This window comes from Thalassobacillus pellis, assembly GCF_016908295.1.
GTDB lineage: Bacteria > Bacillota > Bacilli > Bacillales > Halobacillaceae > Thalassobacillus > Thalassobacillus pellis.
Window position 1 is genome coordinate 832074 of record NZ_JAFBDO010000001.1, and the last position, 22025, is coordinate 854098.

20 protein-coding genes and 1 riboswitch are annotated in these 22025 nt (G+C 43.6%); of the genes, 7 read left to right on the top strand and 13 right to left on the bottom strand.

The window, feature by feature from the left end:
- The first annotated feature begins 5 nt into the window (after positions 1–5).
- Entirely contained in the window at positions 6–911 is a 906-nt protein-coding gene (gene opp4C / locus JOC33_RS03945; RefSeq protein ID WP_205091082.1) for an oligopeptide ABC transporter permease, read from the top strand.
- Positions 912–1001: 90 nt separating this feature from the next.
- On the opposite strand, the gene megL is transcribed toward opp4C, so the two are convergent.
- Positions 1002–2210 (bottom strand): methionine gamma-lyase, encoded by a 1209-nt coding sequence (gene megL / locus JOC33_RS03950; protein ID WP_205091084.1) that lies wholly within the window; start codon positions 2208–2210, stop codon positions 1002–1004.
- Between the two features lie 230 nt (positions 2211–2440).
- Here megL and JOC33_RS03955 point away from each other — a divergent pair, with 230 nt between their 5' ends.
- Together JOC33_RS03955 and rarD are read left to right on the top strand one after the other, a co-directional pair.
- Positions 2441–4033 (top strand): FAD-dependent oxidoreductase, encoded by a 1593-nt coding sequence (locus JOC33_RS03955; protein ID WP_205091086.1) that lies wholly within the window; start codon positions 2441–2443, stop codon positions 4031–4033.
- Between the two features lie 357 nt (positions 4034–4390).
- A complete protein-coding gene (gene rarD, locus JOC33_RS03960) occupies positions 4391–5281 on the top strand; it encodes an EamA family transporter RarD (protein WP_205091088.1) in 891 nt (296 codons plus the stop codon).
- A gap of 26 nt (positions 5282–5307) precedes the next feature.
- On the opposite strand, the gene JOC33_RS03965 is transcribed toward rarD, so the two are convergent.
- The 3 genes from JOC33_RS03965 to JOC33_RS03975 form a co-directional block, all read right to left on the bottom strand.
- Positions 5308–5754 (bottom strand): hypothetical protein, encoded by a 447-nt coding sequence (locus JOC33_RS03965; protein WP_205091090.1) that lies wholly within the window; start codon positions 5752–5754, stop codon positions 5308–5310.
- Positions 5755–5884: 130 nt separating this feature from the next.
- The gene (locus JOC33_RS03970; protein WP_205091091.1) at positions 5885–7105 is read right to left on the bottom strand and encodes an NAD(P)/FAD-dependent oxidoreductase; all 1221 of its coding nucleotides are present in this window, start codon (positions 7103–7105) and stop codon (positions 5885–5887) included.
- Between the two features lie 246 nt (positions 7106–7351).
- Positions 7352–7549 carry a DUF2188 domain-containing protein gene (locus JOC33_RS03975; RefSeq protein WP_205091092.1) on the bottom strand — a complete coding sequence of 66 codons (198 nt, stop codon included), beginning with the start codon at positions 7547–7549 and terminating at the stop codon, positions 7352–7354.
- Between the two features lie 171 nt (positions 7550–7720).
- Positions 7721–7830: riboswitch (SAM riboswitch) on the top strand.
- A 206-nt stretch (positions 7831–8036) separates the two neighbouring features.
- Here JOC33_RS03975 and JOC33_RS03980 point away from each other — a divergent pair.
- Positions 8037–9743, top strand: a complete 1707-nt coding sequence (locus JOC33_RS03980; protein ID WP_205091093.1) for an O-acetylhomoserine aminocarboxypropyltransferase/cysteine synthase family protein — start codon at positions 8037–8039, stop codon at positions 9741–9743.
- A gap of 21 nt (positions 9744–9764) precedes the next feature.
- Complete coding sequence (metX, locus tag JOC33_RS03985) at positions 9765–10826, top strand: homoserine O-acetyltransferase MetX (RefSeq protein ID WP_205091094.1); 1062 nt, start codon at positions 9765–9767, stop codon at positions 10824–10826.
- A gap of 69 nt (positions 10827–10895) precedes the next feature.
- On the opposite strand, the gene JOC33_RS03990 is transcribed toward metX, so the two are convergent.
- The 8 genes from JOC33_RS03990 to JOC33_RS04025 all read right to left on the bottom strand — a co-directional run bounded on the left by JOC33_RS03990 (position 10896) and on the right by JOC33_RS04025 (position 18401).
- Complete coding sequence (locus tag JOC33_RS03990) at positions 10896–12278, bottom strand: polysaccharide deacetylase family protein (protein WP_205091095.1); 1383 nt, start codon at positions 12276–12278, stop codon at positions 10896–10898.
- Positions 12279–12403: 125 nt separating this feature from the next.
- Positions 12404–13240, bottom strand: coding sequence for a tryptophan 2,3-dioxygenase (kynA, locus tag JOC33_RS03995; protein ID WP_205091096.1), 837 nt, complete (start codon positions 13238–13240; stop codon positions 12404–12406).
- A 522-nt stretch (positions 13241–13762) separates the two neighbouring features.
- A complete protein-coding gene (locus JOC33_RS04000) occupies positions 13763–14734 on the bottom strand; it encodes a ring-cleaving dioxygenase (RefSeq protein WP_205091543.1) in 972 nt (323 codons plus the stop codon).
- Between the two features lie 133 nt (positions 14735–14867).
- Positions 14868–15500 (bottom strand): response regulator transcription factor, encoded by a 633-nt coding sequence (locus tag JOC33_RS04005; protein WP_205091098.1) that lies wholly within the window; start codon positions 15498–15500, stop codon positions 14868–14870.
- Positions 15493–16539, bottom strand: a complete 1047-nt coding sequence (locus tag JOC33_RS04010) for a sensor histidine kinase (protein ID WP_205091100.1) — start codon at positions 16537–16539, stop codon at positions 15493–15495. Before JOC33_RS04010 ends, JOC33_RS04005 begins: the two co-directional genes overlap by 8 nt.
- Positions 16536–17267, bottom strand: coding sequence for a cell wall-active antibiotics response protein LiaF (gene liaF, locus JOC33_RS04015; protein WP_205091102.1), 732 nt, complete (start codon positions 17265–17267; stop codon positions 16536–16538). Before liaF ends, JOC33_RS04010 begins: the two co-directional genes overlap by 4 nt.
- 116 nt (positions 17268–17383) lie before the next feature.
- Positions 17384–18028 (bottom strand): PspA/IM30 family protein, encoded by a 645-nt coding sequence (locus JOC33_RS04020; RefSeq protein ID WP_205091104.1) that lies wholly within the window; start codon positions 18026–18028, stop codon positions 17384–17386.
- A gap of 16 nt (positions 18029–18044) precedes the next feature.
- Positions 18045–18401, bottom strand: coding sequence for a lmo0954 family membrane protein (locus JOC33_RS04025; protein ID WP_205091105.1), 357 nt, complete (start codon positions 18399–18401; stop codon positions 18045–18047).
- A 417-nt stretch (positions 18402–18818) separates the two neighbouring features.
- On the opposite strand from JOC33_RS04025, the gene argF reads away from it, so the two are divergent.
- On the top strand, positions 18819–19835 hold the full coding sequence (argF, locus tag JOC33_RS04030; RefSeq protein WP_239534023.1) for an ornithine carbamoyltransferase: 1017 nt from the start codon (positions 18819–18821) through the stop codon (positions 19833–19835).
- Between the two features lie 318 nt (positions 19836–20153).
- Here argF and JOC33_RS04035 read toward each other — a convergent pair whose 3' ends face one another.
- Positions 20154–21254 carry a M24 family metallopeptidase gene (locus JOC33_RS04035; protein WP_205091106.1) on the bottom strand — a complete coding sequence of 367 codons (1101 nt, stop codon included), beginning with the start codon at positions 21252–21254 and terminating at the stop codon, positions 20154–20156.
- A 241-nt stretch (positions 21255–21495) separates the two neighbouring features.
- Here JOC33_RS04035 and JOC33_RS04040 point away from each other — a divergent pair, with 241 nt between their 5' ends.
- Complete coding sequence (locus JOC33_RS04040; RefSeq protein ID WP_205091107.1) at positions 21496–21894, top strand: hypothetical protein; 399 nt, start codon at positions 21496–21498, stop codon at positions 21892–21894.
- Positions 21895–22025 lie beyond the last annotated feature (131 nt).

Sequence of the window (22025 nt, forward strand, 5' to 3'; positions counted from 1 at the left end):
CACCCATGGCAGAATTAGCTGATAAAACAAACCTGCATATCAAACCGCAAAAGAGAATGTCACCATGGGCGGTGGCAAGACGGAAATTCATGAAGAACAAACTGGCCATGGTCAGCCTGTTTTTCCTCATGACGATTTCCATCCTATCTTTCCTGGCCCCTTATATCACTACTGCTGATATTTCCAGGGTCAACATCGGTTCCATGTCTTTAGAACCCTCTGCAGAGCACTGGTTCGGAACAGATAAGAGCGGACGTGATGTGTTCACAAGACTGCTTTATGGGGGCCGTGTTTCCCTTTTAGTAGGAATCTCATGTACCATGCTGATCATCATGTTCGGTACATTGATCGGTGCATTAGCCGGCTTTTTCGGAGGACTTGTGGACACGATGCTGATGAGATTCACTGATTTTATATTGAACTTCCCGCTACTCGTATTCGTTATTGTACTGAATGCCGTCTTTTTCGGAAAGCTGGGCGGGGTTCCGGTACTGATTGCTGTCATCAGTGTCCTTGGCTGGGGCGGCGTTGCAAGACTTGTTCGAAGCAAAATACTTTCTGAAAAAGAAAATGAGTACATCCTGTCTGCAATTTCCATTGGGTCCAGGCCCTCCAAAGTAATCTTGAAGCACCTGATTCCTAACGTTCTTTCCACCATTATCGTCCAGGCCACTATTACGTTTGCGGCGATGATCGTAGTGGAATCCGGACTAAGTTATTTAGGCTTCGGTGTACCTGCGGAAACACCAAGCTGGGGCAACATGTTATCTGCTTCCAGAGAACCAGACGTACTGCAGAATATGCCATGGATATGGATTCCGCCAGCATTGACTTTAATCATTACCATCCTTTCCATTAACTTTATCGGAGAAGGAATCAAGGATGCATTAAACCCAAAATCTTTAAGGTAGTTTCTATTGCCGATAATTTTGGGAATAAGAAATTTCGCTTAAAAAGTAAAAACCAGGAGCCCGCTTTTCAAGCAGCTCCTGGTTTTTCGATTAATTTTTCATTTCAAGGCTACCGTCTCTGACTTTAGTGAATGCCTGCTCAAGATCTCCCCATATATCCTCCCATGCTTCCAGCCCAGCAGAAATCCGGATCAATTGATCAGTAATCCCCATTTTCAAACGGGACTCCTCTGGAATTACCGCATGCGTCATAGTGGCAGGGTGCTGGATTAAGCTCTCGGCATCACCGAGGCTTACGGCTATTTTAATGAACGTAAGCTCGTTTAAAAATTTCTGGGCATCTTTTTTGCTTCCAACGATTTCGAAGGCCAGTACTCCCCCACCCTGCTTCATTTGCCGTTGCATGATAGCAAAGTCTGGGTTCTTATCATCTCCCGGGTAATAAACTTGTTTTACCAGAGGATGGTTATTTAGCTGTTCGAGCAGCTTACCAGCATTATAGCTGTGGCGATCCATTCGGACTGGAAGAGTTTTTAACCCCCTTAGGAGCAGCCAGGCATCAAACGGGGAAAGTACCCCTCCGATGTCTTTTTGTGTGGTCATGGCAACTTCCTTCATGAAATCAGCTTTGCCGGCGACCAGCCCGGCTATGACATCCCCATGACCGCTAATATACTTTGTCGCACTATGAATGACAATATCACAACCTGATTCAAGCGGACGCTGCAAGTATGGAGTTGAAAATGTATTATCAACTACGACAGGTATCCCATATTCATTGGATACCCTGGCGATCATTTCAAGATCAAGCAGTTTCATCGTTGGGTTGATTGGTGTTTCAATAAAGATACAGGCTGTTTCCGGGCGAATCATCCTCCTCAGCTCTTCTTCTGTTTTCATATAACTGAAATCATGAGTGATGTTATATTTTTCTTTCATCATTGAAAGTAAGCCAAAGGTACACCCATAAAGTCCGCGGGAACACAGGACATGATCACCAGCCTTGGTCAAGGCAACCAGCACGGCCGAAACAGCAGCCATTCCAGAGCCGAAGGCAAGTCCCATTTCTGCCCCTTCCAGCTGGGCTATTCTTTCCTCCAACGTTCGAACAGTCGGATTACCCAGGCGTGAATAAATGTATCCCTCTTCTTCCCCGGCAAATCTTTTCTCTCCCTGTTCAGCTGAATCGAAAGTGAATGTGGATGTTTGGAAAAGCGGTGTCGATAAACTGCCTAAATGCTGTTTAGAGTCATATCCAGCATGAATGACCGCTGTTTCCATCCGTTGTTTCTTTTGCATTTTCTCTTCCCCCTTATCCAATTTCCCCACTTCCATCATATGTTATTTCCAGTTATTTTGAAAGCGTTTACATTAAATTAAGGCTAGTTCTATGGAACTAAATACCTTTATCGCATTCATGTGGTAAACCGCTATATAAAGCATATGTTCACGATTTCAGCCAAACTTTTACATGAAAAAGATTCTGTTGGTAAACCTAAAAACAACAGATTGATAAGGAGGCATATTCCGTGAAAAACCATTTCCCATGGGAACATCCTGAACCGATATGGCGAAAGGATACAACTGTACAAGAATGCTCGAATCTGACAGAAGATACCAGTGCAGAAATTGTCATCGTCGGTGGAGGGATAACTGGAATTACAACAGCTTATTTACTTACAAAGGAAAATAAAGACGTCGTATTGCTGGAGGGAAGTCAACTGTTGAATGGCACTACCGGCCATACGACAGCAAAAATCACCGCACAGCATGACTTAATTTACGATGAACTGATTCAGCACTTTGGTAAAGAGAAAGCATCCCTTTATTATCAGGCTAACGATGAAGCACTTCGGTTTGTGAGAGGCACCGCAAGTCAAAACCAGATTGATTGCAACATGGAGACAGAAGATGCCTGTATCTACGCACAAACAGATGAGTACAAAGACAAACTTGATAAGGAGTATGCGGCGTATCAGGAGATTGGTATTCCTTGTGAATACAAAGATGATGTCCCATTTGAGGCAGAAGTGAAAAAAGCATTATATATGAAGGATCAATCCCGTTTTCATCCTTTGAAATATTTATCCTTTATGGTTGATGAAATTTTGAAAAATGGTGGAAGGATTTATGAACATACGGTTGCTATTGATATAGAAGAAGAACCACAATTGAGTGTAAGAACAAAGCAGGGACATAAAGTGGCGTGTGATAAAATCATCTCCTGTTCCCACTTCCCTTTCTGTGATAAGCTAGGATTTTATTTTGCTCGCATGTATGCAGAGCGTTCCTATGTTGTCGCCATTGAGCCAAAGAAGCCTCTTACAGCCGGTATGTATCTGTCCGTAGATGAACCAGTACGGTCTATTAGAAAAGCAGCGTATGACGGTGAAGAAGTCCTGTTGATAAGCGGAGAAAGCCACCGGACCGGAGAAGGTGTGGATACTTCCTTCCATTACCGGGCATTGGAAGAATTCGCCGCAGAGACGTTTGGCATTAAAAACAAAGTTGCACAATGGTCGGCACAAGATCTATTCACCCTTGACAAAGTTCCATATATCGGCAAAGCTACGAAAAACAATGAAAATATCCTGATTGCCACCGGGTATAAAAAGTGGGGAATGACATCAGGAACAGTTGCCGCGTTGTTATTGAGAGATCTGGCAACTGGCAAGAATAACCGCTATGAAAAGCTATTCACTCCTTCCAGATTCCAGGCAGATCCAAGCTTGAAAAAATTCCTTTCCAACAACTTCAATGTTGCCAGCCATTTGATTGAGGGTAAACTGGAGCTGGTGGGTACCCGGCCTGAATCCCTCGAAAAAGGCCAGGGAGATATTGTGGAGATCAATGGCAAACGTGCCGGCGCCTATAAAGATGAAAAAGGAAAACTCCACATCGTCGATACCACTTGTACGCACATGGGGTGTGAAGTCGATTGGAACAGCGCGGAACATACATGGGATTGTCCATGCCATGGTTCCAGATTTTCCATCAATGGAGAAGTCATCGAAGGTCCTGCTAAAAATCCACTGAGATGCATCAAAATGGATGAAGACACGGCACAGCCAGTAGATGATAAAGACCAGGAAGAAAAACCCGATACACCAGAACCAGTATAATTCAGCTATAAGGAAGGGCCTTGTCCACCCCCGACCACCTTAAGCCAAGCCTCGTAGTGACGGTCTTTGTCACAGAGAGGATTGGCTTAAGATCTCGAGGGAATAACCTATGCAAAAGGGTTATCCATAACCATCCAGCTTTATAACTTCCCTGACAACACCAAAGGGCTGTCTGAACTTATCAGACAGTCCCTTTTTTATTCTCCCATTGGCCATAACACTCGCCAACCATAACAAAATCCCGGACTGGAATTAACTTTTTCCTTTATATTCCGAGTTAAAAAAATTGCTTTAATTTATTGAAATATTTTATAGTTGATGAATGATAGCTTACAGAAATAAGGGGGCGGGAGGCATATGGACGAAAACAAACTTGGCGCTATCTATATGGCTGGCGCTTATACATTATGGGGGTTCCTTCCTATTTACTGGAAATTGGTACAGGAAGTTTCTGCTCTTGCTATCCTTGGGCACCGTATCGTATGGTCATTTGTTTTTATGGCAATTGTGGTCTTTTGTCTGAGAAAATGGTCTGCCTTCAAGCAAGAGGTAAAGAAAACATGGGGAAATAAAAGAAGCGCAATCACCATCACGCTGGCATCGATTGCCATCAGCATCAACTGGCTGACTTATATATGGGCAGTTAACAGTGACCACGTCGTTGAAGCCAGTTTAGGCTATTACATAAACCCGCTCGTCAGTATTTTGCTGGGAATGATCTTTTTCAAAGAAACCTTCAGCCGCCCGCAGTGGCTTGCTTTTGCCTTCGCGGCAGCCGGAGTCGGTTATATGACATATCATTTTGGTTCCATCCCCTGGGTAGCACTTCTACTCGCATTCAGTTTCGGGATTTATGGATTGCTGAAGAAAACAGCAGGACTTAATGCAATGTTCGGTCTTACGATCGAGACTTTGATTATGACACCGATTGCGGCTGTCTATTTGTTGAGCCTTCCCGTTTCCTGGAGCGCCATGGACTGGTTCTCGATGACCGCCATACTACTATTCGGTGCGGGTGCGGCAACAGCTATTCCCCTTTTGTTATTTGCTGCAGGGGCGAACCGGATTCCATTGTCTATGGTCGGTTTCCTTCAATATATAGCCCCTACCATCATGCTATTTATTGGCGTTTTTCTATACCACGAACCATTTACTAATGTGCATCTCTTATCTTTCATTCTGATTTGGAGCGGTCTTGCTATTTATACGTATTCTCGTGTCAAGCGTTTGAAAAAATATGAAGCATAGATGCCTGGCACTCGCCAGGCATCTCCTTATTCTGCTTCTATGATTTCATCGAGTATAGGATAAGCTGTCTCCACCCCTTTTTCAGCAATTAGACAGGCAACGCCGATCGGTGTCTTCCAGAACGACGCTGGAATATGCGGGGTTTTCAATCCTGCTGGCTTGAATAAGGCACGGTAAATACGCTGCACATGCTGCTGGGTCACTTGTCTGTCTTCTTCCCTTTCCCCGCGGGCAATTAAGAACACATAACGCATGGATTGAAATAGGTTATCTCCTGGCATAAACGTATATTCTTTAAAAAGTTTCAGCTTTTTTTCTGCCTCTTCCTTCAGACCATTGGTTGCCTGCAAATCATCCAAATGTCCGAGCAAGTGGTTATATACCTGTTGAAAAACTCTTCGTTTTTCATCCTGCATGACTTCGTCTGTATAAATTTCCTGCAGCTTCGCGTATGCTGAAGTTTTCGTCCACATGTTTTTCTCCCCCTTACATTCCTTTTCTTCATACTAACATTCGGGTTATAAGAGAACTACTCATTGCAGAGCAGCGAAATAGCATTGGCATAAAGTAAGAAAAACAGCCTCAAACAACAGCAACCAGCCCTTATTCACTTTTTTTCAAGGATTCTTGTGCTTCCTGGCGAATGGCCTGCCAGAGGATAGGCGAATCCTCAGATTGGTGGTGCAGCAATTCCGGTAAATGGGGAACAAGCTTATTCCAGACGACCGGATTAGCTGTCATGGCATCTGTGTAGGCTGATTCTGATTCAGTCCATGGACGGATAGAGCGAATGTAATCTAATGTCATATGATAGCCAGGCAGGAGCTGTTCATCACGTTTTTGATGGAATTCAGCCATAACTTTCTCCCATTCCTGACCCTCGTCCTGTAATTCCAGGGCTTCGGCGAGGAGAAACGATTGTAGAAAGGCATCATTCATCCCTAACCCCGTACTGGGATCCTTGCTGTGCCCTGCATCACCAATTAACGCCCATCCTTTCCCATAAGGTTTTCTGAAAAAATTGTCTACCCCTTTAGTACCAACAATTCTGCCTTGCAATGTTGCATGCTGCATCCGGATATCCATTCTGTAAAATTGTTTATAATATTTTTCAAACTGTTCCTGTGGATTCCTTGCAAATTCTTTAAATTCCTCTGGGAGAATTTCTAACCCTAGGCAGTCTCTGCCCTCTTCCATTGGAAATAAAAAGCCGATTCGACCATCCTGAAGGAATATTTCTGTCGCTGTCTCTTCGAGTGGAGTGATTCCTTGGTAATATCCATAAAACACAGGTCTTAGTGCAGGCAAGGAATAATATTTTTCGGCTTCAACCCAACGGGACACTTGCGAATGCATTCCATCGGCCCCAACGATAAGATCCGCGTACAAATGTTGGACATCATTTTCTCTGGTTCTAATTCTAACTCCAAAAACACGGTCTGAGTCCCATAACAATTCTTCCGCTCTAGCCCTTTCCATAAGCTCTACTCCCTCGTATTCAAGCGCTTTTTTAATCAGGATATGATCTAAATAGTCTCGTTTTGGTATCAAAGTATATTGCTTGCGCGGCCCCTCGAACAGGCTTGCTCCGATATAAGTCCGCATTCTTGTCACCTTCCTGAGCCCGCCTTTTTGTACCTCTTCCAATACACCCAGCTTTTCCAAATATTGAAGATGAGATAGATGATGGGTGGACAATGTATCACTGGGAAAAGAAGCTTTATCCACGAGCAGTACCTTTTTCCCTAGGCGTCCCAATAAAATAGCAAGGCTTGCTCCAGCAGCTCTCGCCCCTACCACGAGGACATCATATGTATTAGCCATTATTATTTTCACCCTTCGTTTATTAATCTCTATTAAGCGTAGCCGAATCCGTATTATTTAGCTAGTGAACTAACGCAGCTTAACACTCTTTCGAGTTGTATGAAGCGGGGACTTCCCAATTTGTCGCCACTTTTGAAGCTGACGAAAAACGCCTCCACTTTTGTAATTTCCCAGAATGAAAAAACGCCTCCGAGAAAACATATTCTCCGAGGCATTCTTTCTATAATATCTTTTTGATTCAAATAATTAGTAAGTTCTTTCTTCAATGACTTCTTTATTCTCGTCCTGGATACTAAGCTTGCTTGGCTTGTTACCCTTTGCCATCTCTTCAGCTTTTTCAATTGCAGTATCCTTCTCATCATATAAATCTGTAGGAGCTGTATCCTCGATTTTTACAAACCAGCCTGTTACATCTTTATTTGGCTCTACACTATATTGTTTCATTGCTTTCACTCCTCTATCTTTTGTTCTTGATAAACCCTTCCCCGTCCTCTGACCGCTGAAACATAGTACAGAAAAAAGAAGTATTCGTCAGAACATAAAAAATTGTTTGACTTTAAAAAGGGTTTCATCTAAAATACGTTACAAGCATATACATGAACTGGAAAATTGAATCTCTTATCGAGAGCGGCGGAGGGACTAGGCCCTTTGATGCCCGGCAACCATCAAGCTTTTGTTTGAAAAGGTGCTAATTCCTACAGGTCAGCGGACCTGAAAGATAAGAGGAGGAAACGTACATACGCCCTCTTCTTAGGAAGGGGGCTTTTTTATACTTTAAGTAAGCTTAACTTGTTAAAGGATTAAAGTATAAGTAAAACTAAGGCTTTCGCCATAAGGACTTGACAATAAGCCAAGTTTTTCTAAATGCCTTCTCTCCACTCTCCGCTTTTCATGCTATTACAAAATTAAAATATTCAAGGAGGAATTTTCTATGAGTTTACCTTTTCACCAGTATGACCCAGAAACCCTATTGCTTCACGGCGGGCAGGAGGCTGATCCATCTACCGGATCACGAGCTGTTCCTATCTATCAGACTACTTCCTATGTGTTTCGCGACACCGAACACGCACAAAATTTATTTGGACTGGCTGAGCAGGGAAATATCTATACCAGAATCATGAACCCGACAGTGGATGCTTTTGAACAGCGAATCGCACTTCTGGAAGATGGTGCTGGCGCGGTTGCGACATCTTCTGGAATGGCTGCGATCACCCTCTCTATTTTGAACGTAGCAAGTGCAGGAGACGAAATCGTAACTTCCACTAACCTTTACGGAGGTACTTACAACCTGTTCACTCACACCCTTCCCCGCTATGGGATTTCCGTGAAATTTGTGGACAGTACAAATCCTGAAAATTTCAGAGAAGCGATAACTCCGAAGACAAAAGCCATTTTTTCTGAAATTATCGGTAACCCAAGCCTGAATGTGCTCGATGTGGAAGCTGTCGCAGACATCGCCCACGATAACGGAATTCCACTTATCATCGATAATACCTTTGCCACCCCTTACGTTTGCAAGCCAATCACCTGGGGAGCAGACATCGTTGTCCATTCCGCTACGAAATGGATCGGTGGTCATGGAACCACAATAGGTGGTGTAGTTGTGGACGGTGGAAGGTTTGATTGGACAAACGGAAAATTCCCAGGCTTTACAGAACCTGACGAAAGCTATCACGGAATTCGCTTTGGGCACGATGTTGGGCCATTGGCATTTGCCATCAAACTACGCGTCCAGCTCCTCCGTGATATCGGTGCCTGCCTCAGTCCGCAGAATGCATTTTTACTGCTGCAGGGATTGGAAACGCTGCACCTTCGCGTAAAAAAACACACAGAAAACGCACTAGAGGTAGCAAATCATCTAAAGGATCATGATGGGGTCGAATGGGTGAATTACCCAGGACTTGAAGAACATCCAACTTATCCATTAGCAAAAAAATATCTCCACCATGGGGCAGGCTCCATTCTTGTGTTTGGCATTAAAGGGGGACGAGACGCAGGTCGTAAAGTGATTGACAATATAAACCTCTGGTCACACGTGGCAAATGTCGGAGATGCCAAATCATTGATCATCCACCCTGCCTCTACCACGCATCAGCAATTGAGTGCTCAGGACCTGGAAAAGTCAGGAGTCACGGAAGAAATGATCCGACTGTCAATTGGGTTAGAGTCAACAAAGGATTTGCTTAATGATTTGGACAAAGCGATTGAAAAAGCAAATGGCGCGACCAACCCTATTCGTCTGAAAAAGGAAGATCCTATCCATGCCGTCCTCGCTTCCTCCCTCGACAGGGAGAATGGAGAATTACGCAGGCGAATCATCGTTACTGTAGGAGAGCTTTCCGAACACGAAAAAACTTCGCTACGAAAACTTGAGCGTTTGGGTTTCGTTATAAAAGGGGCAGAAGAAGTAGAAACATCCGAGGAAAAAGTGGATATTGTCTTTAGCGAAACAGCACAGGCATTAAATGATCGTAAAACAGAAATAAACAAGCTCGACCCTGCACTGGTCTGGGTAAAAGAGAACACATCCACACCTGATGGTCTTTCTATCAATGTAGTGACCGGGGATAATATATACGAACGCGCCGTGACTTTGCGAAAAGCATCCGATCAGGCAGATGTAGCCTTAACCTTATAAATAGAGAAAGGAGCTTTGGATATGGCCGCCAACCAACAGGTCGATCGCCCGACCATAAACAAAATAACACTGGAATCTTTCCCCCTTGAATCGGGCGAAATTCTTCCAGAAGTCATACTCGCTTATGAACAGGCGGGCAATCCTGAGTCACCGCTCCTATTGATATGTCATGCCCTGACAGGCAATCAATATGCTATTGGCACAGATGACGATCCCGGCTGGTGGTCAGAACTTGCTGGTTATGGACAAGAAAAGGCGATCAATTTAGAGCAATTCCAGACGATTTGCTTTAACACGATCGGCGGATGTCATGGCTCAACTGGTCCTGCTTCCTTGCATCCTGAAACAGGAAGAATCTACCGCTGTAATTTTCCGACTATAACGATTCGAGATATGGTCCATGCACAGTATCTCGCTTTGAAGAAATTAGGTTTTAAAAAAGCAGAGGCAGTAATCGGTGGATCCCTTGGAGGTATGCAAGCGCTTGAATGGGGACTGCTTTATCCGGATTACATGAAAAAGTTATTCGTTCTCGCAGCTACTCCTTATCTGTCCGATTACGGCATTGCCTTCAATCATATCGGGGCTTCCGCCATCCGGTCAGATCCAGAATGGTGCGGCGGTGAATATAGCGAGTCTGCAGAAATGAAGGGCTTTGCTATTGCCAGGATGACAGGTATGGTGACCTACCGAAGTGAACCATTATTTCAAAAAAGATTTGGGAGAAAACTGAACCACGACAAGCATTATGATGTGCAAAGTTACTTGGATTATCAAGGAGATAAGATCAATAACAGATTTGATGCGAATAGTTACCTGACTTTGTTGGAAGCAATGAACCATCATGATATCGGCCGTGGCCGAGGGGGATGGGAACAGGCAGCACAGAACTATCTGGCTCCCGTTTATTCTCTGAGTTTTTCCCGTGACCTGCTTTATCCATATGAGCTTATGCATCCATTCAGCCTTTGTGTTCCAGCAGGCGACCATCACCATGTGGAGACGGACTATGGCCACGATGGTTTTCTTGTCCAATTTGATCGATGGAAGGAATGGCTTAAAGACAGGCTTAACAATGAATAGTGTTTTGTCAGGGTAGAAGCTTACTTATTAAAAAAACGTAGCGATGGATTTAATCCATCGCTACGTTTTTTAATTAATAGCCTCTGTGAATACACGGCCATTCTTTTCGGCTGTGTCAAGCTGGTTCAAATGCAGCAATTCACTTACTGTTACAAGCTGATAACCTTCCTCGATCAATTGTCTGACCAACTGTTTGACTGTATCCACCGAGGTGGGGGAAATGCCTTGAAGAGTGATGATATCTCCTTCCCCTACCTTGGACATCACATCTTTTACTGCCTTATTGGCATTATGATGACGCCATAGGTCAGTACTGATGGAATGACCGATCAATGGACTGTTTGCATATTGCCTGACTTTGCTATCAACAGCCCCGTATGGCGGCCGGAGTAGAGCTGGCTTCTCCCCTATGACAGCCTCAATCGCCTTTTCTGAAACCGTAATCTGCTGCTTCAGCTCCTCCTTAGTCAACCCCTCCAGCTGGCGGTGGCTCCATGAATGATTTCCGATTTCATGTCCGATTTCATGTAGTTTTTTCAAAACTTCCGGGTAGTATTTCACCCGGTTTCCTAAAACAAAAAACGTGGCTTTCACTTCATAAGCATCAAGGATTTTAGCAATTTTCAAGGTTGTGGCACGATGAGGACCATCATCAAAGGTTAACGCTACTTTCTTACCTTGTTTGTTGTTTTTTAAAGGATATGTTTTGATGTCCACAGAAGAGGCGTCTTTTCGCTTACTGTACGGGACAGATAACAACTCCCGTGATTTGATGTCGAAAATAGCTGCATATCGTTCCTTCAATAATGAACTTATTTCCTCTTTTGGTATAATTTTCACCTTGTTAGCAGGCAAAGGTATCCGTGGTGAAACAGCGAGCCCCTCATCCGCAAAATAAAACTGTACAGACTCCTCCGTTAGTATTTCCTCCCCTTCTACCGGCAGAAAAGATGAGAGTGCTTTCACATCACTCTTTTGTTTAAAAAGATTCTTAAACTGCAGACGCTCCCCATTTTTCAGATCATAGTTCAAAATTGTTTTCTCAATCAAAGTCTGCTCTCTCTTGAAGCTTGCCTTCTCTGTAAATTCCACGCCAAGCAAGCTACCTTTAAGATAGAGTATTTCATATTCAATATTCAATTCGTGAGGGAAATCTCCCTCCATTTTTTTATTGCGTTGGTAGCTTTTTTGCTTGAAGTCAGCGATTTGCTTATTAATATAATCAAGCACAACCTGGTTCAGATGGTCATTTGATGTCTCGGGAAAATGAACGGCAAGACGATACTCATCGTATTCCTCTATGATGGAATCAATATCGATCTTAAATTGTTCACTTTTTTCCAGGTTTGTCAGCCGACTTTCGCTATCTTTCGTATTGGCCACCATCATCGAACATGCAGTCAATACTAGCAGAACGACCAATGACAAATATATAATAAATGGTTTTATCATAAGATTACCCTTCTTACATGTTATATTGAGCAACCTTATTGTAACATGACTGTAATATTAATCGACAAATTTTTTTCAATAATCGTTAAAAACAAGTAAATTATCATGGCAAACCGGCCAAAAAGTCACAATTTTGTACGAATATCCCATAACTCAGGAAAAAAGCGGTGATCCAATACCTTCTTCAAATACCCTACACCAGAAGAACCGCCTGTACCTGTTTTATGGCCGATAATTCTTTCCACTGTTTTCATGTGACGGAAACGCCATTGCTGAAGCCAATCTTCCATATCTACAAGTTTTTCTGCCAGCTGATAGAGATCCCAATACTTTTCGACATCAGAGTAGACTTCCATCCATGCGGCTTCTACAGAAGAGTCACCATGGTAAGTTTGAGTAAAATCCCTGTCTACAAGCTCTGGATTAACTTCAAGGCCTGCTTTGGCAAGGGCTTCTATAGCGGCATCATAAATGCTTGGGGCACGATAAGCTTCCATCAATTTTTTATGAAGCTCAGGGTCTTTTTCATATATTTTCAAGACATGAGATGTTTTGTAGCCGAGTGCAAATTCAACCATCCTGTATTGATAGGATTGAAAGCCAGATGCCTGGCCCAGCTGGTCGCGGAATTCGACGTATTCAGACGGGGTCAAAGTGGAGAGCACATCCCAGGCGTGGATGATTTGCGTCTGGATTTTAGACACCCTTGCCAGCATTTTGAATGCCGCCTGCATATCACCACACCTAATTGCTGATATCGCCGCACGAAGCTCATGGAGAATCAGCTTCATCCATAGTTCACTGACCTGATGAATAATGATGAACAGCATCTCATCATGGTGATCCGACAGGCGATTCTGTGAAGATAACAATCTATCAAGGTCAAGATACTCGCCATAGGTCATTTTTTCCCGGAAATCCGTATGTACCTGTTCATTCTTCTTAGAATCTTCGTAACCCATGTATTCACATCCTTAGCTAGTAATAGTTGAAAAGCTTCTCTGTCTAGTTTACCATGCCAAGGATGAATTCCCTATAGTACCATAACAAAAGCACAAGCGCCTTGTTCACCCCCGACCAGCTTAAGACAAGCCTCACCGTGGCGTTCTTTGCCACAGAGAGGTTTGTCTTTTCAATGAAGGAAAGTGGATCTACCGCATGAGAAAAGAGAAAGTGAAGGAACTGGCGCTGATGAGGGCTGTCTGCCAGTACATGAAAAAGATTGCCCTCCATCTAGCTAGGGTGAGCTAGGTGAAGGAGAGTCTTTTTCTGTTTTAAAGAAAATTCAAGGAGCGAGGACCCTCCCACTCCTGCGGAAGAACGAGGGAGCCGAGATCGCCGAGCGTGGGTTTCGGGAGGAAGCTCGGGCGCTCGTCCGCGGAAAGGGAAGGGTCCTTCGCTCCTGGCTTTAAGAAAAAAGCTTGCGGAAAAAACAGGGTTTCACCACAAGCTTAAAGGAGCCAGCAGCTCCTTTTTTTGTAGCTTTATTTTAATTCTAATGGACGAAGTTTCGCTTCGATTTCCGGCCGTTTTGATTCTAAAAATGGCGGCAGTGACAATCGCTCGCCTAGAGATTCCACAGGCTCATCGATATCAAATCCTGGTGTATCCGTAGAAAGTTCAAAAAGTATGCCATTTGGTTCCCGGAAATACAGAGCTTTGAAATAGAACCTGTCGACTTTTCCTGAATTCATCAAACCTGCCTGCTGGATTCGTTCTGCCCAACGGTCATACTCCTCTTCATTCGGAACACGGAAGGCGACATGGTGGACCCCTCCACGGCCGAGACGTTCTTTAGGAAGATCAGGACGTGGTTCAATATGAACTTCCGCTCCCGCTCCGCCTTTTCCGGTCGAATAGACCTGGATGTCAGGGAGATCGGTGCTGACCAGGGAAGAATAGCTTCCTTTGCGGGTAAATCCCATTAGTCCGGTCAAAACTTGCTCAGTTGGTTTTTCATCGTTAACAGTCAGAGTCACAGGCCCAAGGCCGAGGATCGCAAACTCTGCCGGTACTTCCGTTTGATCCCAAGGTTCTCCAGGTGCTACTCCCTCTTCATTATTATCAGCAACCAAAATTACCCTTGTTCCTTCCTGATCTTTGAAAGCAAGTGTATCCCTGCCAGCACGCTGGACTATGCCTTCATGCTTGATGTCATGGTGCTTAAGACGTTTTTCCCAGTATTGGAGTGCCTCCGTATCTTTTACCCGCAGCGAAGTCGAAGAAATACTGGAAACACCCGGGTGGGTTCTTCCAAGTCCGGGAATATCAAAGAAGGTAAGTTCCGTTCCAGGACTCCCTTTCGCATCCCCATAAAAAAGATGGTAAGACTGGGTATCATCTTGATTGACCGATTTTTTTATCAGACGCATCCCCATTACTTCTGTATAAAATTTATAATTCTCTTCTGCTTTTCCTGTCAGAATTGAAACATGGTGTAATCCTAATAATTCCATCATAATCCTCCTGACTATGATTCTAAAAATATCTTGAATTTGAGATAATTTTACCGGATTTACTGATGAATGTCAAATTCCAATCAAAACAAAAAAGAGCTGTAAACCGATACGACGGCTCACGCTCCTTTATTTATTCGACCAGATCATGCTTGAAAGCGTAGATGACAGCCTGTGTCCTGTCATGGACCTCCAGCTTTCCAAGAATATTACTGACATGAACTTTTACCGTTTTCAAGGCAATGTATAGTTCGTCAGCAATTTCCTGATTAGTCTTTCCTTCAGCGATTTTAAGTAAAATTTCCATTTCCCTGCTCGTCAGTTGTTCATGGAGATGATTGATTGGCTTTTCCCGCATGCGATTCATGATTTTTCCTGTAACTTCCGGTTCGAGGATGGACTGCCCGTCATAAGTGGCACGAATAGCGGAGGCAATTTCATCTGCTTTGGAAGTTTTCAGCATATAGCTTGTTGCCCCAGCTTCTAAGGCAGGATATACCTTTTCATCATCAAGGAAGCTGGTGACAATGATGATTTTAGCTTCCGGCCAGGAGGAAGTGATCTGCTTTGTCGCTTCGATCCCATCCATTTCTTTCATGACAAGATCCATCAAAATAACATCTGGTTTAAGGTCTAACGCCATACGGACTGCTTCTCCGCCATCATCCGCTTCTGCAATAACCTCGATATCCTTTTGGGCTGACAGGTAAGCAGATACACCAATACGGACCATTTCATGATCATCGGCAAACAGCACTCTAATCATGGTCTTCACCTTCCTTCTTGCTATTAGGAATTTTAACTTCCAGTCTTGTTCCCTGTTCTTGCAGGCTGACTATTTTCAATGTGCCTCCTACTTCAAATGCACGCTCCTGCATATTTTGCAGGCCATAAGAGCTTGTCTTCACCTGTTCCACATTGAAGCCCACCCCGTCGTCGACGACACGCATGATAATCATTCCATCCCTCTCGATCAGCCTCACTTCCAGGGAATCAGCTTTGGCGTGCCTTAAAGTATTAGATACAGACTCCTGTAAAATTCGGAACAGCTGATCTTCTATCCCTTTATCAATTCTGATATCCTCGATATTCCACTCAATTTCCATGGGGACCTTTTGTGTAAGTTCCTCCAGCAATTCTTCGACACCTTCATGAAGGGATTTTCCCTTCAAAGCTACCGGCCGCAAATGGAGCAGCAATGCCCGCATCTCCAGCTGAGACTGGTGAATCATTTTTTCAACCATGACCAATTGATTCTGCATTGTTTCATTTTCAGGTGGATTGGTATCATTGATTGCTGACATCATCATCGATGCAGCGAATAACTGTTGGCTTACGGAATCATGGAGTTCCCGGGCAAGCCTGTTCCGTTCCTGGATAACAACTTCCTGTAAGCTTTTCTCCCGTTCATTCGCCCTTTCTGTTGCAAGCCGTTGCGATAACTCCGCCTGCTTTGTCATTTTTTCTTCCAATTGGGTAATATGATCTTGAATATCTGTAATTTCCTGAAAAGGATCTTCTTCGATATTCGTCCTCTTCTGCCCTTTGATAAGATCGAGCAGCTGCCGATCAATCCTGTGCAGTTTCTGCCGCCAGAACCCCCCATATAAAAAACCGATAATAAGCCCCGCTGAAACAGGCAATACAACAATAAGCATAAGGTAAGGAACATCAAAAATTTCAACTTCAAGCAAATATGACCAGCCAGGCATTGGAAACGCGATTAAGCTGACGCCGATCATGCCGATAGCAACTACAAGACTGAACAGCACACATAACAGCATCTGTCGTACAACCAGCCTCATACCCGCTTCACCTCAAAATCACCTGAGAGCATTGTCGTAATAATTTTCACCCTTGGTTTATTCTTGGCATATCCTTCTGTCTGATAAGAGACAGTCTGATTCATCAGGCGCAGGTGCTGGTGACCGAAAATATTTGCCCTCCCAAAAATCGCGCCATGATGGATACTGACTTCCACTTCATAAGGTACGTAGACAACAATGCTGCCGATCATATGCCTGATCGATATGACAGCCGTGTCTTCAGGCAGAACGGTATTACTTAAATCAATTACCCTGTCACCGAATCCCCCATGAATATTGATGTCATTCCATTGATATGCTGTATCTGCTGTCTGCTGGTCCCCAAAAAACTTTTGCTGAAACAGCGGTTCTTTTTTAAATACAGATTCTTTGCAGGGAGGATTTCCTTCCGTCCACTCTGGTCTGATGTACTGCGGATTCTTTTTTGATCGGGAATAATGGAGTAAAAACATGACAACCCCAGCGATCAACAGAAACCTGACGGCGATCATGTTCAGTATGGTTATAATCAACGTGATAAGTCCTATCCAAAAAAGCACCTTCCCCCAGAGCTTCGCATATCTTTTCCAGCCGAGATAAATGAATAGACCAGAAAATACCACCGAGAAAATCAACCCTCCATGGAAAAAGGCTACCTCAATGACAAAGAGGAGCACGCCAATGATTATCAGCCAGTTCAACGTATCTGTTTTCATTTTTTGTAACATTGCAGCTCCTCCTTTACATTTATGTACTTTAATATGTGGAACCAGGGATAAAGTTCTGTAAAAAATAGTAATAGAAAAGACGCAATTTGCTGCGCCTTTTCAGAATACCATGTTTTCTAATGATTCGCTTCCGCTTTTTCTTGTTCCTGCATTTGCTTTTCGAGCTGGGCGATTTTACTGTCAAATGTATTGCGGTAGTAGGCACTGTTCACTTTGTATTCTAAATCATCGATGTAATGCTCCATTTCGGAAAATCTGGAGTAAGAATCATGGGATGTTCTTTCAATCACGGAATTCATTCTGTGATGAGCCCTTGCTACGTTTTCCTTTCCCATCAGTTCAAGACGGCGTAAGTGCATATCTTTCAGCTTATGTTTCATTTCCTCGTATTTCTGCTCAAGTTCTTCCAGCTGGTTGACTGCATCTTCACGGGAAGCTTTCATCCGGTCTGCTCTGCTTGCGTATTCCTCGTATTCCTTCATCGCAAACTCGTACATAGCGTCTTCACCGGCTTTATTTGCAATTTCAGCCTGATGCTTACGTTTGTTTGCCAGGTCTTCGGCTTTATGAAGTTCCCGGGTAAACTCCTCTTTCAAACGATGCTGGCGCTCTACCAGCTTTCTTACCTTTTCCGTTTCCTGCTCGCTTTGTCGAAGGTATTGATTCAATAGTGCCATCGGATTCTTTTGTTCTTTTTGATCCAATAAATCATGGAAATCAGCGGAAACCGATTCTTTGATGCGTGTAAATAAGTTTGCCATTCTTCATCTCTCCTTATTAATAATTTTTCATTTCTGCCCATTGCTTTTCAAAATTGGTGAATGGGTCATCAGTCGTTTTGGCTTCCCATTCGTCCTCGTTTTTACCGCCATGCCATTTTTTATAAATGACATACAACACATAAGCTGCAGCCAGGCCAATAACGGCATAAATGTTGGCAACAGCAACGCTAAGCACAATCAGGCCAGCGATAACCCAGCCGATTTTCGCGGCGATGGAGTTACTCTTGATGAATTGCTTGAACGCGATATACAAAAGCCACACGCTAACCCCAAGCAAAATCATCGGCCCAAGGTTTGCCAGTAGGACAAACAGTGCAATTAATCCTCCGATAAATAGCATGAATTTCTTCACTTCATCCGCCTCCTTTCTCTTATCTTGCTTCCATCTTACCGAGATTAACGTTTTTCCATAATGAGCCTCAGCTATATTTTGCTTTAGGCCCTGAGGCGTATATTGCTATAAGTACAGCTCAGCGTCGAAACTTTTCATAATAGACCCCAGGAGAACCATAATATGGAACCCCGGGAGAACCAAAAAATGGATGATCCATAAAATTGGATGCTGCTCCGGAAAATCAGCGGTAGAAAAAGTTTTACCAGCGGACATAGCTTTTTTCAAAAAAATTCAAAAAATAGCATTCCACTAAACTGAATAATGTGTTATTATACATTTTATCGCATATTTATACTTAAATACTTTTCAGTCTTCATAAACATTACTGTTTTTAAAGAGAGGAGAAAGCATGCATTGTTGGAAAAAGAAGCGACTATGACGACGATCGATTCTGCGAAGGCTAATTTAAGCGGAAGAAGTTTCTTGACATTGAAGGATTTTAGTGAAAAAGAAATTCATTACCTGATTGAGCTTGCGGGCTATTTAAAATCCATGAAAAAAGCAGGGATTCCTCACCGTTATCTTTCAGGTCAGAACATTGCATTATTATTCGAAAAGCCGTCTACACGTACAAGATGTGCATTTACCGTCGCCTGTTCGGACTTGGGTGCCCATGCGGAATATTTAGGGAAGCACGATATCCAGCTTGGAAAAAAGGAATCCGTCCGAGATACCGCTGCTGTATTAGGAAGGATGTTTGATGGAATTGAGTTTCGCGGCTTCCATCATGAAACAGTGGAGGAACTTGCGGCACATGCAGGAGTACCAGTATGGAATGGATTGACCGATCAATACCACCCGACACAGGTACTGGCCGATTTTCTCACAATTAAGGAACAAATCGGAAAACTAAAAGGCGTGAAACTGGTTTTTACTGGCGATGGAAGGAATAATGTAGCGAACAGTCTGTTGATTGGCGGAGCGAAAATAGGTATGGACATACGTATTTGCACCCCGAAGGAACTATTTCCTTCAAAGGAAATCATCACCTATGCCACCGAGGAAGCTCAGCAATCTGGCGGAAATATCATGGTTACAGAGAAGATAGCGGATGCTGTGCCGGGTGCGGATGTCATCTACACGGATGTGTGGGTATCTATGGGGGAAGAAGAAAAGTTTGCGGAAAGAATTGCACAGCTCCTTCCCTACCAGGTGAACAGAAAGATGGTGGAAACATCAGGAAATGACCACCTTGTTTTCCTCCATTGCCTGCCGGCGTTCCATGATCTCCATACACAAGTCGGCAAGGACGTTCACCAAAAATTCGGAATAACGGAAATGGAAGTGACAGATGAAGTATTCCAAAGCAAGCATTCCTTTGTCTTTGATCAGGCAGAAAACCGTCTTCACACCATAAAAGCACTGATGGCAGCAACAAACGGTAAAGATTGATTAGAAAAACTTGGCTAGTCGCCAAGCCCTCATGGCGAAAGCCTTAGTTTTGCTTATACTTTAATCCTTTAACAAAGTTAAATTTTCTTAAAGTAGAACAAAAGCGCAAGCGTCTTGTCTGCCCCGACAAGCTTAAGGAAATCCTCGCCGTGACGGTTTTTGTCATAGAAACGATTGACTTAAGACCTCGAGGGGACAGTCACTAGAGCTTGATGAAGCCCGCAATAGAGGGTTATCCGCAAACATCATTTTATAATTACTTAGACAAATATAAAAAGGCCAGACTTCACATTTGCGTGAGTGTCTGGCCTTTAAAAATTATTCGATGACTTGTAGTTCTTTCGGGAATTTCGTCAGTGTCTCGTAACCATCCTCTGTTATCAGGACATCATCTTCAATTCGTACGCCGCCAACATCAGGATCATAAATGCCTGGCTCGAGTGTAAATACCATCCCTTTTTGCAGCCTTCCGTCATTCAAATGGCTCATGGAAGGGAACTCATGTACATTGATGCCCATCCCATGTCCGATACGATGCGGAAACTTATCGCCGTATCCGGCTTGCTCGATAATATCCCGTGCAACTTGGTCCAGGTCACCGATACGTGTTCCAGGCTTGCACAGTTCAAGTGACCCTTCCTGTGCTTTCAATACAGTGTTGTATATTTCTTTCTGTTCCTCACTTACTGATTGAAAAACAAAGGTACGAGTAATATCTGAAGTATAGCCATCAAGTACTACCCCTAAGTCAAACAGGACAAAATCGCCTTTTTTCAGGGTGCGGTCCCCTGGATTTCCATGAGGCTGTCCTGACTTTTCCCCGAACAGGACCATCGTAGAAAAGGACATTTCGCGAACGCCTTTTTTCTTCAGCTCATACTCGATTTTAGCGAGGACTTCCATTTCCTTGATGCCCTCCCGCAATGCTTTCACGCCTACTTCTACACCGTAATCGGCAAGTTTCGCAGCTCTTCGGATAACTTCTGCTTCCTCTTTATCCTTGACGACGCGCATGTCGTTCAATATACCGGCAACATCAGCAACATCTGCTCCTGGATATAGTGACATAAGTGATTCACTGCGGCCATAAGAAAGAACCTCTTTTTCCAGGCCGATTCGCTTTGCTTCCGCGATGCTTTTCTTAGCCAGGGAATCCTTCATCTTGTCCCACGGATTCTCGTGGTCACCGTAGCCTATCACTTCATGTTTCCAACCTGAATTGCGAATCTGACCACTTTCCATACCCGGTACAATGGCGATTGGTTCTGAATCCGGGAATACCAGCAAACCTAGTAAGCGTTCATGAGGATCTGTGTGAAATCCGGTTAAGTAAAAAAAGTTTTCTGTTGAATTGATAAATGCTGCATCAATCCCCTGCTCTTTCATAGCAGCTGAAAATCTTTCTAAGCGCTGTTCCATCTTCCCACTCCTTTTATCTGTATAATCTTTAACGTTATGATAGCCTAATTTGTCAAAAATAAAAATTCTACAACCCATAGCATCCTAACATGTTTTTCATGATTTCTCCAATGACTGAAACCGGTTACCGAAATTCAGTCACATTTTCGACATTCTTGTTACATTTGTTTTCAGTCTATATACTTTCTTATATAATGGGAGGGTCGTCGTCGGTAAGTTCTAATTACATAGGAGGGGAAAAATGGATCGAACACGTTTTTTTATCAGAGTTTCTGCAATCTATGCGTTGATTGGTGCTTTCATAGGTTCTCACATGGCTGGCTCAGGCGGATATGAATTTCGAGCCGTCCACGCCCACATTCTAGTCGTCGGGTGGTTGTCATTGTTTGCCTTTGCTATATATTATAAAGTTTTTCAGATACCGAAAACCTCAAAGCTCGCCACTTTTCACGTATGGACTGCCTTTATTGGCTCTATCGGGCTGACAGCAGGTATGTGGCTGTATTATGTCCAACCGTTTGCCGGGTCGGAAACATTCAATTTAGTCTTTTTCATTGTCGGCGGTTCCATCCTGATGATTTCATTCTTCCTGTTTGCAATCATGACTTTCGTGCATGGGAAGTTCATAACAGAAGAATAGATTGTTGCAATTCAGAAAAAGGGAAGCGCCTAGACCCCGGTTTATACTATGCCTCGCCGTGGAATTCTTTGGCACAGAGAGCATAAGTTTAGGACATCGAGAGGATAGGCGCTCCGGCTGGATGAATTCCA

Excerpts from the sequence above, each read along its gene's own strand:
- liaF (WP_205091102.1), bottom strand. The coding sequence starts at position 17,267 with ATGTTACAAAAAATGAAAACAGATACGTTGAACTGGCTGATAATCATT.
- megL (WP_205091084.1), bottom strand. The coding sequence starts at position 2,210 with ATGCAAAAGAAACAACGGATGGAAACAGCGGTCATTCATGCTGGATAT.
- JOC33_RS03965 (WP_205091090.1), bottom strand. The coding sequence starts at position 5,754 with ATGTGGACGAAAACTTCAGCATACGCGAAGCTGCAGGAAATTTATACA.
- JOC33_RS04005 (WP_205091098.1), bottom strand. The coding sequence starts at position 15,500 with ATGATTAGAGTGCTGTTTGCCGATGATCATGAAATGGTCCGTATTGGT.
- JOC33_RS04020 (WP_205091104.1), bottom strand. The coding sequence starts at position 18,028 with ATGGCAAACTTATTTACACGCATCAAAGAATCGGTTTCCGCTGATTTC.
- JOC33_RS03975 (WP_205091092.1), bottom strand. The coding sequence starts at position 7,549 with ATGAAACAATATAGTGTAGAGCCAAATAAAGATGTAACAGGCTGGTTT.
- argF (WP_239534023.1), top strand. The coding sequence starts at position 18,819 with ATGACGACGATCGATTCTGCGAAGGCTAATTTAAGCGGAAGAAGTTTC.
- JOC33_RS03990 (WP_205091095.1), bottom strand. The coding sequence starts at position 12,278 with ATGATAAAACCATTTATTATATATTTGTCATTGGTCGTTCTGCTAGTA.
- metX (WP_205091094.1), top strand. The coding sequence starts at position 9,765 with ATGGCCGCCAACCAACAGGTCGATCGCCCGACCATAAACAAAATAACA.
- JOC33_RS04035 (WP_205091106.1), bottom strand. The coding sequence starts at position 21,254 with ATGGAACAGCGCTTAGAAAGATTTTCAGCTGCTATGAAAGAGCAGGGG.
- JOC33_RS04000 (WP_205091543.1), bottom strand. The coding sequence starts at position 14,734 with ATGGAATTATTAGGATTACACCATGTTTCAATTCTGACAGGAAAAGCA.
- rarD (WP_205091088.1), top strand. The coding sequence starts at position 4,391 with ATGGACGAAAACAAACTTGGCGCTATCTATATGGCTGGCGCTTATACA.
- JOC33_RS03970 (WP_205091091.1), bottom strand. The coding sequence starts at position 7,105 with ATGGCTAATACATATGATGTCCTCGTGGTAGGGGCGAGAGCTGCTGGA.
- opp4C (WP_205091082.1), top strand. The coding sequence starts at position 6 with ATGGCAGAATTAGCTGATAAAACAAACCTGCATATCAAACCGCAAAAG.
- kynA (WP_205091096.1), bottom strand. The coding sequence starts at position 13,240 with ATGGGTTACGAAGATTCTAAGAAGAATGAACAGGTACATACGGATTTC.
- JOC33_RS03980 (WP_205091093.1), top strand. The coding sequence starts at position 8,037 with ATGAGTTTACCTTTTCACCAGTATGACCCAGAAACCCTATTGCTTCAC.
- JOC33_RS04040 (WP_205091107.1), top strand. The coding sequence starts at position 21,496 with ATGGATCGAACACGTTTTTTTATCAGAGTTTCTGCAATCTATGCGTTG.
- JOC33_RS04010 (WP_205091100.1), bottom strand. The coding sequence starts at position 16,539 with ATGAGGCTGGTTGTACGACAGATGCTGTTATGTGTGCTGTTCAGTCTT.